Annotated in this window: 10 protein-coding genes; 4 read left to right on the plus strand and 6 right to left on the minus strand. The window is 53.9% G+C overall.

Features of this window, described 5'->3' with window-relative positions; genetic code table 11:
• Window positions 1-85: 85 nt before the first annotated feature.
• Complete coding sequence (locus ACM6I6_RS18540) at window positions 86-1,033, minus strand: cupin domain-containing protein (protein WP_414920440.1); 948 nt, start codon at window positions 1,031-1,033, stop codon at window positions 86-88.
• Window positions 1,034-1,148: 115 nt separating this feature from the next.
• Here ACM6I6_RS18540 and ACM6I6_RS18545 point away from each other — a divergent pair, with 115 nt between their 5' ends.
• The 4 genes from ACM6I6_RS18545 to ACM6I6_RS18560 all read left to right on the plus strand — a co-directional run bounded on the left by ACM6I6_RS18545 (window position 1,149) and on the right by ACM6I6_RS18560 (window position 7,396).
• The gene (locus tag ACM6I6_RS18545) at window positions 1,149-2,216 is read left to right on the plus strand and encodes a Rieske 2Fe-2S domain-containing protein (RefSeq protein WP_414920441.1); all 1,068 of its coding nucleotides are present in this window, start codon (window positions 1,149-1,151) and stop codon (window positions 2,214-2,216) included.
• A 74-nt stretch (window positions 2,217-2,290) separates the two neighbouring features.
• Window positions 2,291-3,490: a formaldehyde dehydrogenase, glutathione-independent gene (gene fdhA, locus ACM6I6_RS18550; protein WP_414920442.1), complete on the plus strand. Its 1,200-nt coding sequence runs from the start codon at window positions 2,291-2,293 to the stop codon at window positions 3,488-3,490.
• A 1,601-nt stretch (window positions 3,491-5,091) separates the two neighbouring features.
• Window positions 5,092-6,081 carry an MBL fold metallo-hydrolase gene (locus ACM6I6_RS18555; protein ID WP_414920443.1) on the plus strand — a complete coding sequence of 330 codons (990 nt, stop codon included), beginning with the start codon at window positions 5,092-5,094 and terminating at the stop codon, window positions 6,079-6,081.
• 322 nt (window positions 6,082-6,403) lie between these two features.
• Complete coding sequence (locus ACM6I6_RS18560) at window positions 6,404-7,396, plus strand: zinc-dependent alcohol dehydrogenase family protein (protein ID WP_414920444.1); 993 nt, start codon at window positions 6,404-6,406, stop codon at window positions 7,394-7,396.
• Between the two features lie 110 nt (window positions 7,397-7,506).
• Here ACM6I6_RS18560 and ACM6I6_RS18565 read toward each other — a convergent pair whose 3' ends face one another.
• Genes ACM6I6_RS18565 through ACM6I6_RS18585 form a run of 5 tightly spaced genes read right to left on the minus strand, consistent with a single transcriptional unit; the run spans window position 7,507 to window position 11,989 of the window.
• Complete coding sequence (locus tag ACM6I6_RS18565) at window positions 7,507-8,412, minus strand: N-acyl homoserine lactonase family protein (RefSeq protein WP_414920445.1); 906 nt, start codon at window positions 8,410-8,412, stop codon at window positions 7,507-7,509.
• A gap of 13 nt (window positions 8,413-8,425) precedes the next feature.
• A complete protein-coding gene (locus ACM6I6_RS18570) occupies window positions 8,426-8,908 on the minus strand; it encodes a hypothetical protein (protein ID WP_414920446.1) in 483 nt (160 codons plus the stop codon).
• Between the two features lie 43 nt (window positions 8,909-8,951).
• Window positions 8,952-9,260 (minus strand): DUF1330 domain-containing protein, encoded by a 309-nt coding sequence (locus tag ACM6I6_RS18575; protein ID WP_414920447.1) that lies wholly within the window; start codon window positions 9,258-9,260, stop codon window positions 8,952-8,954.
• Window positions 9,261-9,276: 16 nt separating this feature from the next.
• Entirely contained in the window at window positions 9,277-9,999 is a 723-nt protein-coding gene (locus ACM6I6_RS18580) for an ABC transporter ATP-binding protein (RefSeq protein ID WP_414920448.1), read from the minus strand.
• Window positions 9,992-11,989 carry an ABC transporter permease subunit gene (locus tag ACM6I6_RS18585; RefSeq protein ID WP_414920449.1) on the minus strand — a complete coding sequence of 666 codons (1,998 nt, stop codon included), beginning with the start codon at window positions 11,987-11,989 and terminating at the stop codon, window positions 9,992-9,994. The genes ACM6I6_RS18580 and ACM6I6_RS18585 overlap by 8 nt, the downstream gene beginning before the upstream one ends.
• Window position 11,990 lies beyond the last annotated feature (1 nt).

The raw sequence follows: 11,990 nt of genomic DNA on the forward strand, positions 1-11,990 counted from the left end.
AGGTTGACGCTGCCCATTCAGAAACCGTGATTTCCATTTCTGGCCCAGCCACCCTTCATAAGGACTTTCTGCTCGACCTCAATGACTATGCTTTGCTGTAGCGCAAGGGAGGCATTCCGAAACGCCTGCGAAATACCTCACGAAAAGCGCGTTCCGAGAGATACCCTGCGGCTTCTGCCACCCGCGCCACCGGATCACCGGCTCGAAGGCGTTCCGCTGCGACCTGCATCCGAAGGTCGATCAAATAATCAATGGGTGACTGACCGACTATTCGAGTAAAGCGGCGACCAAAGGTGTGTCGGGACATTCCTGCTTCTTTCGCCAGCAACTCGGTGGTCCATTGCTCGCCCGGGCGCGAATGCATGGAAACCAACGCCTGTCGGATCCGCCGATCCGCCAATCCCTGAAGCCAACCGCGACTGTCCCCTGGAACTGACAACGCGTGAGCGCGGATAAAACTAGTAAATATCAGATTTGAAAGATGGGCAGCAGTCGCCACATAACCGGCACGGTTCGCCGTATCTTCGCTTACCAGAAACTCCAGCAACGAATTCATCCAGGGGAACATGCCGCTGGCACTTCCATGAAGATGAATCATTGGTGGCAGCGACCGCAGGAGTGGATTGCTGTCTGCGGCCTGGAGTAAAAAAGCCAGGATCATCATCCGCCCCACCTTCTCTCCCTGCCCTAGTTCAAGGCCAGAAATAGGCGCCGCCTGGCGTTCCCCGGCGACCAGCAGCGGTAACCCTCTCGAGTTCCAGTAATCCATCAAATCAATGCACTCGGCATCCGGGCTCGAGGCCACCGTGAAAGCGGCGCCCTGCAGAATCAACACAGAGTCGCCGGGCTGAAGCTCAACCGGAGCTTGACCAGACACCATCAACCAGAGCGGGGCGTCGAGGCAACATAACGCAAAGGCACTGGCGGCTGAAAAGCTGGGCACCCTCAGCCCCCAGGGGTCCCCCAGTGCATAAATGCCCCCAGAGTTCGCCTCTACTTTTAAAGATAGAAGTACTTCGCCTAGAAGATCCACACTCACTCCAATGTGATGAATACAGCCGATATTCGATGAAATACAGCATGGAAGACTAATCCTCGCATCCCTATGCTTGATAGACAAATACAACAACATGCCACCGGAGGATTTTATGTATTTGCACAATTGCTGGTATGTAGCAGCGTGGAACTATGAGATCACTGACGGCTTGGTTGCTCGAACCATCATCAATGAACCCCTCGTGCTTTACCGCATGGAGAACGGGACCGTCGCAGCGCTGCAAGATCGCTGCTGCCATCGCTCTGCGCCTCTATCCATCGGAAGAAAAGAAGGGAATTCCGTTCGCTGCATGTATCACGGTCTGAAATTCGACAGCTCAGGCAAGTGCACCGAGATACCCGGCCAGGACATCGTTCCTGCGCAGACTTGCGTACGTAGCTTCCCCGTTATTGAGCAAGATAGCTGGGTATGGGTGTGGCTCGGCGACCCAGAGAAGGCAGATCCCGCGCTTATCCCTCCAGCGGTGGGACATGATCACCCCGATTGGATTTTTAGATCCGGGAGTATCGATTATCAAGCCAACTATCAGTTGGTTAATGACAACCTGCTGGATTTTTCCCACCTCTACTTTCTCCATCCGGAAAGCTTTGGCATGGGCATAGATTGGGCCCATGTTCGACCGAAGGTCAGTCGACTTGCGCGCGGAGTCCGGGTCGAACGTTGGTTACCTGCGCAACCGACGCCGAATCACATCAAAGGAGTAGTGAATTCCGACACGGTTGATATTTTCACGGCCTACGATTATCTGGCACCGGGCGTAATGGTGATGAATTCGTACAGTTTTCCGCGTGGAACCCTGGAGCAATTCAATGGTGAAAAACCGCAGGACGTAGCGCCCATTACTCACGACGTGACGTGCCAGGCCATCACGCCAACAAATGACGCTAACTCCAGATACTTTTTCTCCTGGGCGCCTAATCGCCATGCTCTTGCCGGATGCAGCGAGAAACTTGCCGATGACATGATCGCTATTGCCCGCATGGCCTTCGAAGAAGATCGGATCATGATTGAGGCTCAAGCCCGCGTCCTTCAACACACCCCTAATCCAACGCAAGTACCCATCGCTTTTGACAATGCCTTGTCCCAAATGCGGTGGGTTTTGAACAAATTGAAGAAAGATGAACAGGCCCAGGCTCAGCTAATCGCAACGCCCGAGTAAGCCTGGCGCACGCACTGTGCATGCCCTAACGAAACATTAAACGTCGGCCAACTCACAATAAAGGAGAACAGGATATGTCTGATAATCGCGGTGTGGTTTATCTAGGCGCGGGAAAAGTGCAAGTGCAAAAAATCGACTACCCGAAGATGCAAGACCCTCGGGGTCGAAAGATCGAACACGCCGTTATTCTCAAAGTAATTTCTACCAACATCTGCGGCTCCGACCAGCACATGGTGCGGGGCCGTACCACTGCTCAGGTTGGGCTGGTGCTCGGCCACGAAATCACAGGTGAAGTGATCGAAAAGGGCAGCGACGTTGAAAGCCTGAAAATCGGCGACCTGGTTTCGGTACCTTTCAACGTAGCCTGCGGACGCTGCCGCTCGTGCAAAGAGCAACACACTGGCGTCTGTTTGACCGTCAACCCAGCCCGAGCCGGCGGCGCGTACGGTTACGTTGACATGGGCGACTGGACCGGCGGCCAGGCCGAATACGTTCTGGTGCCATACGCCGATTTCAACTTGCTCAAATTGCCGGACCGCGACAAGGCCATGGAGAAAATTCTCGACCTCACCTGCCTGTCCGACATCCTGCCCACCGGTTACCACGGTGCCGTTACCGCAGGAGTCGGTCCGGGAAGCACTGTGTACATCGCAGGCGCCGGTCCGGTCGGTCTGGCAGCAGCCGCGTCGGCACGTTTGCTCGGTGCGGCGGTGGTGATCGTCGGTGATATCAACACCATCCGCTTGGCGCATGCCAAAGCTCAGGGTTTTGAAATTGTCGACCTGTCGAAAGACACACCGTTGCACGAGCAAATCGCCGCGCTTTTGGGAGAACCGGAAGTGGATTGCGCGGTGGACTGTGTGGGCTTTGAAGCCCGTGGCCACGGCCATGACGGTGCGAAACGCGAGGCACCGGCCACTGTACTCAACTCGCTGATGGGGGTCGTGCGCGTGGCAGGGAAAATCGGCATCCCCGGGCTATACGTCACCGAGGACCCAGGCGCTGTGGATGCGGCGGCCAAAATGGGCAGCCTGAGCATTCGCTTCGGCTTGGGTTGGGCTAAATCCCACAGCTTCCACACGGGTCAGACGCCGGTGATGAAATACAATCGCCAGCTGATGCAGGCGATCATGTGGGACCGCATCAATATCGCTGAAGTGGTGGGTGTGCAGGTCATCGGACTAGACCAGGCCTCAGAGGGATACGGAGAATTCGATGCCGGGGTGCCAAAGAAATTTGTCATAGACCCTCACAGAACATTCAGCGCGGCATAACCCCACAGTCTTCAATGCGTACCGTGCAACCAGCGCTACGCATTGATCGCATCGAGTTCCCCTCCCCTTTAATAGCGCACTCCCTGCCGAGTATTCACTGGCCCCAGACCTGTAGCGCGACAGTTACACACCGCTCGTCAACAATTTTCTTGCACTACCGAAAGATAGGATTCATTCAGCTGCGGGCAACGCAACCTGTAGCTGATTTGTGCCCCCAAGAGACGAAGAAATGAAAACAAAAATAAAATCGATCGCGTTGTTGGCCTGTCTGTTTGGAGCGATGGCCATTTTATTGGTTTCACCTGCGCCCCGAAAGGAAGTCGTCCGAGTGTCCACTGCGTGTCAAATAGCGAATGCGCCCTGCAATCTACCGTCAGGCTTTCAAGGGTGGCCCTCTTTCCCTTAGGAGGGAAACTCAGCCTATTCACAAAAACCAATAGTGTACTAGGAGGTATGCCTCAGGTTTGCGGCGCCAAGTCGCGCCTGAGAGCATTAAGCTGATCGATGATTTTCACTGTTGCTCATATACGAGTGCTTTCAGAGGTGCGGTTTGAGGTCGCAGAACGAGAGCTGGTCCTGGAGTATTCACTTCCGCATCCGGGAAACCAGAGGCGAACGCTTCAGATACGATTGGGTAGAGAAGCTGCATACGAGCTGATCAGAGCTATCCGGGTCCTCGACTCAGCTCCGGAGCTCCCCTTGGAAAACCTGCTCAGTAAGGGAAGTTAAAGGGTTCGCCTGAGTATGGCGATGTGTTGACTACCAGTCGCCCTGGCCTTTCGTGTTTCCAATCCCATTCTTGATGCCAACATAACATTCATCTTCCAGTTCGCACGGAAGCCACGTGGTGAACTCTCCATGTCGAAGCCCAGGGTAGCGCTGAAGTCGGAGTTAACGTTCGAGGTGCGTTGTGGGCCATAGGTGAGAATGCCGGGCACATCAAACAGGGTTTAGCTCGGCTAAAAAAAAGTCTTGAGCCGGGCCTTGCCCGAAGAAGCGATGAATCCGTTACCCATACCCGAGCTCTGACTGCCCTCCATTGGGTTGTCAGGACGGGACGTTGCCCTCGATCGAAGATTATGGTGCTACTACTCCGCCTTCACATCGTTAGGCCTGCAAGATCCCGACGGATTTGCGCTCGACATACGCCTCACGGCGCCATGGTGTGAAACGTGAAATGCGGATTAACAAAGTTCGTTCCTAAAAAGCGCCATCAGCTTCCTCCCAAATCTAACGGTACATCCGTTCAGCACTGAAGTTGAAGGAGCATTATTCGAGATTGATGAGCAGCTCCTAGTTTTTAACGCGCGGTAACCAAACGCTCCTTGTGCTTCGGCTTCGTGGAGTGGCTGGGGCTAAGGTAACCAGGCGAAGGTATGGCAAGCTGCCTGATCTTTTGCCCTGCTCTAGACCGCGGTTTGCAATGTCAGGGCACATTTCAAGAACCATATGACAATTGGTCTAAGAGACAACTGCACAGAATCTTACAAACATATTGGTAACAATCACGCGCCTAATCTGTTTCAAAAGCGGAGATAGATCAAATAATTCCTTACGCCTAATATCGCTCCAGGCAAAACGCCCAACATTGGAGCTTAGTAATGAATCTTCTGAAAAACTCTTTTAAATCATTAGCCATGATTGGTTTGATCGGCTCTATGGGCTTAACCGCTACAATCGCTTGCGCTGCACCACAAAACATCTACGAACAAGCAGCCGGGTATTATCGCCAAGCAGTAGGGGATGCTGTTGTTACAGCAGTATATGATGGATACATAGATCTAAACCCTCAGCATCTTTCAGGAATGTCCCAAGCTGATATTCATAAGCGTATCTTTGATGAATATCAAAAGGCCTCACCACTGGTGCAGACCGCGGTAAATGCGTTCTTGCTAAAAATTGATAACCAATTGGTTCTCATAGATTCAGGTTCTTCAGATTGCTTCGGCCCGACGATGGGCCGCATGGTAGATAATATTCGCGCGGCGGGATTCGCTCCGGAAGAAGTCAATGCAGTGCTACTCACCCATATGCATCCTGATCATGCCTGTGGTGTAACTCTTCCCAACGGCAAAGCTGCCTTCCCGAATGCAACCGTATGGGCAGCCAAGCGCGATGCCAATTATTGGCTCGATGTGAACCAGGAAAAGAGCTTGCCAGTCGATCAACGCCCTTTCTTCAAAATGGCCCGGGATGCCGTGGCGCCATATGTGGCAGCCGGGCGATTCAAGACTTTTGAAGATGGCGCTTCCATTGTGCCTGGCATCGAGGCCCTCCCATCCAATGGCCATACTCCGGGCCATACCTCTTATTTGGTCAGCTCAGCAGGGCAAAAAATGTTGGTTTGGGGTGATATCGTGCACGTCCACTCGGTTCAGCTTGCTCATCCCGAGGTCACGATTGCAGTTGATGTGGATCCCAAGGCTGCCATCGCCTCGCGCCAGCGATTGTTAGCAAAAGCCGTTGACGGACGGTGGCTTGTAGCAGCTGCCCACCTCCCGTTTCCTGGCCTGGGTCACGTACGCAAGGAAGCTGAAGGCTACAGCTGGATCCCTGCGGAATACCGTAACCCAATCAATTCTGAAAAGTGATTCAAGCACCAAGCCCTGGAAGGGCTCGGTTTCATTTAGTTGAACCATGATCGGCGCCCCAACCCAGCTAATACAGGGAAGGGCTGAAGGCCATAGATGGCGCATCCTCCGGGGCGCCCTCGCTACCTTCGTCAGTGAAGGTAGGCGCATACCGCGCATGGATTCAAGAACCCCTGCTCGAACTGTCCAAGCTGGGAGCTTATCTAATTGTTGCCAGTGCAATACCAATCTATGAACCTTTCGACTATCTATCCACAGCGAACCTTTTGTTAGGATTTCCCAGTCGAGTTAACTAATTCACCTCAACCTTAACGAGGCTACCATGACTAAAGCTGTCCGCTTCCATCGTACCGGCGACGCAGACGTTCTGCAGATTGATGAAGTCGTCGTAAACCCGCCTGCTACGGGCGAAGTCCAGATTGAAGTTAAAGCTCTGGGCCTGAACCGTGCTGAAATCATGTACCGCACCGGTCAATACGTGATTGACCCTGTCTACCCCGCACAGCTTGGCTATGAAGCCGCTGGCATTATCCGGGCGGTGGGCGATGGCGTGACCGATTTCGCTGTAGGCGATATCGTGAGCGTAGTCCCCGCGTTCTCGTTCGCCGATTACGGTATGTACGGCGAAGTTGTTAATGCTCCAGTCCACGCGGTGGTGAAACACCCCACCAACCTGTCGTTTGAAGAAGCCGCTGCCAGTTGGATGATGTTCGTCACCGCTTATGGCGCCCTGGTCGAATACGGCAACTTGCAAGCTGGTCACACCGTGTTGGTTCCTGCGGCATCAAGCAGTGTCGGTCTTGCAGCAATCCAAATTGCCAATATGCTCGGAGCGACTCCAATCGCCCTCACCCGTACCAGCGCGAAGCGTCAAGCACTTCTCGATGCCGGCGCCAAGCACGTGATTGCCACCCAGGAGCAGGACGTTGTTGCCGAGATCGCACGAATCACCGAAGGCAAGGGCGCTCAAATCGCCTTCGATCCGGTGGGTGGGCCAGAGGCTACCAAGCTTATCCAGTCGCTCGCACCCCAAGGCTTCTTCTTCCAGTACGGAGCACTGGATCACCGCGACATTCCAGTACCGGTGTTCGAGATCCTGGGCAAGCATTTGACCATTCGTGGTTATGAGCTCTTCGAGATTACTACTGACGCTGAAAAATTGGCTCGCGCAAAAGCGTTCGTTAACCAAGGTCTGGCTGAAGGCAAACTGAAGCCTGTCATCGACAAGGTCTTCCCGTTCGAGCAGATTTCTGATGCTCATCGCCACATGGAATCCAACGCCCAGATTGGCAAAATCGTAGTTTCCGTCGGTTAAACTTTTGCCTGACTCACTTTTGATTGCTTCGGCAAAGTAGTCCCTCCTTCTACGCTGCTGTTTGGCATAACCATCGTTGTCCTCAGGGACAACGATGGTTTTTTCATTGCTCAGCAGACTCTGGAGAAATCATCATCCGCCAGGCTAACTTCAATAAGCTGAAGCCCAGCTTCTGTGATTCGACTTGGGAACACTTGAGGCAGTAATTGTTCGTGCACTGGGATCAAGCGCTTGATCTGGTACCCCACATGCTTGAGCATCTCATCAGAGCTGTGGATCAGGTTGACCATACTCCCCATCGCAAGCCCCACTGGCCTAAGCCTTAAGTCGCCTTCCACTTCCCCGCCGACTATCTTTGGATCATCAAGAAGGTTTTTGTAGGAGTACACCAGGTCTCCTGCGAGAACCCAAACGTTCTGGCTGTCACGCGCAAGGTCATTACGGACTTTGACCCACATGCAGCCATCCGTATGCGTATTGAAGGCGGTATGAACGTCAATACCCGGCAGAAGGTCTTCAACCTCCCCTTTGAGACAGACCAATCGCCCCTGTCTAGCCAGGTCGGCCACGCGCAGCACATCCGACGGATCGGTGCCCAGCATCGCCCATTGCATGTGCGCAGGTTGTGCCATGGCCGAGATCCAGTTCGAAATCTCCCGTTCTTGGATGTAGAACTTTGCATTAGGGAAAGCTTGGATGTTGCCCATGTGATCAAAATGAGCGTGCGTGAGGATCACGACGTCAATGTCTTCAGGCGTCAGGTCACACTCGGCCAATACCGCATGAGGTGGCTGCCAATTGATGACTCCGAATTTATCAGCCAGAAAGCCGCCATACTCGGCGTGGTTGTAACCCACATCAACCATGATGTTATGTCCCTGCCCCTGGATCAGTACATAGGCATAGGGAAGCTTCCGGATGCCCTCGTTGTGAGCGCCATAAACCACGGCGCTTTCTGGGCAATTCAACGCGAAGGCATACTCCAGCACGCGGATCGAATAGGCATTTTTTGTCATTGTTATATCCTTGTCAGTGAGCACAGCAGGCACAGCATCCCTCGAATTGAACCGGTTGCAGGCCCGACCATGGGTCAGAAGCGCATTTCAAGAGGCTTAGGATTTCGGAGAGCTCTCTGTGCCAGTGACAGGTCACAGCGGTCTCAGCACCTACGGATACCTGGGCTTCCAACTCGCCCGCGAGCGCGTTCAATTTCACCGCACTCGACACCATGTGCCGAAGGTGATCGACACCAAGTTTGGGTGGTTTTATCCGCATGAGCGTTGCCTTTACTTCCTCTGCCTGTTCGCTCAACGAGCGCGGCATCTTCATGAGCACTTCCAGGCGCGTTTCACCGTCAGACAAGATCAGCATGCCGCTGATCTGACCTGCCAGCCGAATTAAATGGTCATAGGTCGGCTTGATGCATGCTACGTAGCAAAACCAATCATCCCCTTTGGCCGCTGACACAGCTGACCAGTTGGTCAGCGTGTGCCGTTGAGTTAGGGCAGACATGATGATCCTCCTCGGAAAAGGGGCCAACGCACCCACTCGGCCATTACGACTGGCTATGCCCATTGAGCATGTATAAATGCGTATCGGCAGATCGGAATCGATAGTCGATCACCGCTTGATAATCTTCCGAGTAATAGAACTCGTTGGCCTTCTCAGGGCTCTCGAACTCCACGAGCACCACACGCTCGACTACCCTATCCCCTTCAAGCACCCTTGGTTCACCACCGGCGATCGCTAATGTGGCCCCCCACTTCTGGAGCACAGGTGTGACCTTTTCCATATATTCGCCATAAAAGACTTCTGGATTCGTCACCTTGAGTTCTGCGTAGATGTAACCTTTGCCGTTGCTCATCGCGTGTCTCTCGTGGTTAATGACTGCCGCCTAAGTAAGCCGCTTTCACGGCGGGATCGTTCTTCATTTTCGAAGCCAGGCCATGGATATTGATGCGCCCGTTCTCAAGCACATACGCATAATCACTGACCTCCAGAGCGGCAGCCGCAAACTGTTCGACCAAGAGCATGGTCACACCAGTCGACTTGAGCCGTTGAATGATATTGAACACTTCTTCAACCAGAATGGGAGCCAGGCCCATTGAGGGTTCATCCATCAGGATGACATCAGGGTTAAGCATGATTGCCCGAGCCATGGCGAGCATTTGCTGCTCACCTCCGGATAGCGTTCCAGCCTGCTGGTTTCTGCGCTCCTGCAGACGAGGAAAGAGCTCAAGTGCGCGATCGAGGTCGCCCCCGATGTCACCCTTCGGCCGGCTCCTGATGAACCTTGGAAACGCGCCCAACGTTATGTTGTCGACAACGGATAGCGTAGGGAAAATCTTCCGTCCTTCGGGTGAGTGAGCCAGACCGAGCCTGGCAATTTTATGCGAAGGCAGACCAGCGACGTTGTTGCCATCCAGGAGGATTTCCCCCTGACTGGGGCTGATCATTCCCGAAAGCGCTCGCATCGTGGTGGTCTTACCGGCTCCATTTGAGCCAATCAGGCTAACAACCGTGCCCTTTTTGACCTCAAAGTCGATGCCGTGAAGTACTTGGACGCTTCCGTACCCGGCAATCAGATTCTTGACCTTAAGCATGCTTTGCACCTCCAGTAACGAAGCTGTTCGTTTCGCCATCCGGCGTCGCTGCTTTGGCGGTTTCTTCTTCTGGCTTTACGCCCAGGTAAGCCTCGACAACTCGTGGATCGTTCTGCACATCAAGCGGCAAACCCTCTGCGATTTTCTGGCCGAAGTCGAAGACTGTGACGCGGTCGCAAATCCGCATCACCATGTCCATGTGGTGTTCAATTAAGACGATGGTTACACCGCGATCCCGGATTTTTTGAACAATTCGGATCAGGTCTTCGATATCAGGGGCGGTCAGTCCTGCAGCAGGTTCATCCAGAAGCAACAAGGCCGGGTTGAGAGCGAGTGCACGCCCTATTTCAAGGATGCGCTGCTTGCCATAAGGCAGGTTCCTCGCCTCCTCATGGCCAAGATGATCCAAGCCAATAAAGCGAAGAATGCTCCAAGCCTTCTCCCGCGCTGCGCCCTCTTCTGCTCGGTACGCGGGCAGCCCCAGCGCTACCGATGGCAACCCGCTGGCAAAACTATGGTTGAACGCCACCAGGACGTTTTCGAGGACGGACATTTCGCCGAACAGCTGTACGTTTTGGAACGTTCGAGAGACCCCGCTCAATGCAATTTTGGAGGGTGTCGAGTCTTGGATGGCTTTGCCTGCAAATCGAACCGTTCCTTCAGTTGCTCGGTAAATGCCCGTGATGACGTTCATCATGGTGCTTTTGCCTGAGCCGTTCGGGCCAATCAACCCATGGATAGTTCGGCGCTCGATATCCAGATCGATTCCGTTTAGCGCCTTCAGCCCGCCAAATTGCATGACAACGCCACGAGCCTGCAGAGCCGGGCCTTGGTTGGCGGTGACCTGACCGCCCAGAAAAGCTTCAACTGATGTTGCAGAGGCGCCCGCTACGCTTTCGCTACGAGCCTTGGCTGGTGGCGTTAGCGTCTTGACCAAGCCAACTACTCCCATTGGCAGGTAATAGATCACACCCAACATCATCAAACCGAAGATTGTCAGGCGGTGCTCGGTCACATCTTCAATGCGGAAGACCGCCCACACCACTGCGGCCGCCACTGCCACCGCAGCCACGCCATACTTCGGAGAGATTTTGCTTTTTGCCAGCGAATACACGACTGTCGCCACGGTCACGATAGCGATACCGATAGCGAGCGTTCTGACTGTTGCCAAATCCGAGAGCCAGTTGGGAAGCATGACTACGATCGCTGCTCCGACTATGGCTCCAATCCTGCTCTTTTTGCCGCCCAGAATCAGGGCAAGCAGGAACAGCACGTTGAGCTCGAACCCGAACGAGTTCGGTGCGATGTACTCTTCTGAATAGCTGAACAACGCACCAGCAAGGCCCGCAAAGGCGGCGCTCAGCACGAAGGCCAGCACTTTGTAGCGGTAAACGTTGACGCCCATACAATCTGCAGCAATCGGACTGCCGCGCAGCGCTTCAAAAGCTCGACCAATATGCGAACTCAGGATTCGGGACACGACCACAAGCGCTGCGATCAATGCGACAAGCACGACATAATAGAATTCTACAGCGGTGAGTCTGGTACCGAAAAGCTCTGGTTTAAGGACTTGCAGGCCCTGAGGGCCTCGGGTCAGGAATTCCATCTCATTGGTTAGGATTTGGATGATGGTGGAGAACGCCAATGTCACCATCGCAAGGTACGGGCCTGTCACTTTGAGGGCCGGAAATGCCAACAGGCCTCCAAAGATTGCCGTCACTCCTATGGCGAGTGGGATCGCTGCATATATCGGCCAACCGAGGCTGGTGGCGGCAATACCACAACTGTAGGCGCCCACAGCGAACAGGCCGGCATGGCCGAGGGAAACTTCGCCGGTATACCCAACCAGGATATCCATCCCAAACAGCAGAATTGCGTAGATGCCAACGACGACAATCAGGTGCAGGTAATACGGGTTATGAAATACCTGTGGCAGCAACGCACCGGCCATAAGCAACAGAACCAGAGAGAGGATTGAGGTCTTCTTCATG

It is taken from the genome of Pseudomonas sp. IT-P218 (assembly GCF_949767605.1).
GTDB classification, from domain to species: domain Bacteria; phylum Pseudomonadota; class Gammaproteobacteria; order Pseudomonadales; family Pseudomonadaceae; genus Aquipseudomonas; species Aquipseudomonas putida_AE.

Bases quoted from the DNA above. Each gene is read 5' to 3' on its own strand.
- ACM6I6_RS18565 (WP_414920445.1), bottom strand. From the start codon at position 8,412: ATGACAAAAAATGCCTATTCGATCCGCGTGCTGGAGTATGCCTTCGCG.
- ACM6I6_RS18560 (WP_414920444.1), top strand. From the start codon at position 6,404: ATGACTAAAGCTGTCCGCTTCCATCGTACCGGCGACGCAGACGTTCTG.
- ACM6I6_RS18575 (WP_414920447.1), bottom strand. From the start codon at position 9,260: ATGAGCAACGGCAAAGGTTACATCTACGCAGAACTCAAGGTGACGAAT.
- ACM6I6_RS18545 (WP_414920441.1), top strand. From the start codon at position 1,149: ATGTATTTGCACAATTGCTGGTATGTAGCAGCGTGGAACTATGAGATC.
- ACM6I6_RS18555 (WP_414920443.1), top strand. From the start codon at position 5,092: ATGAATCTTCTGAAAAACTCTTTTAAATCATTAGCCATGATTGGTTTG.
- ACM6I6_RS18570 (WP_414920446.1), bottom strand. From the start codon at position 8,908: ATGTCTGCCCTAACTCAACGGCACACGCTGACCAACTGGTCAGCTGTG.
- fdhA (WP_414920442.1), top strand. From the start codon at position 2,291: ATGTCTGATAATCGCGGTGTGGTTTATCTAGGCGCGGGAAAAGTGCAA.
- ACM6I6_RS18585 (WP_414920449.1), bottom strand. From the start codon at position 11,989: ATGAAGAAGACCTCAATCCTCTCTCTGGTTCTGTTGCTTATGGCCGGT.
- ACM6I6_RS18580 (WP_414920448.1), bottom strand. From the start codon at position 9,999: ATGCTTAAGGTCAAGAATCTGATTGCCGGGTACGGAAGCGTCCAAGTA.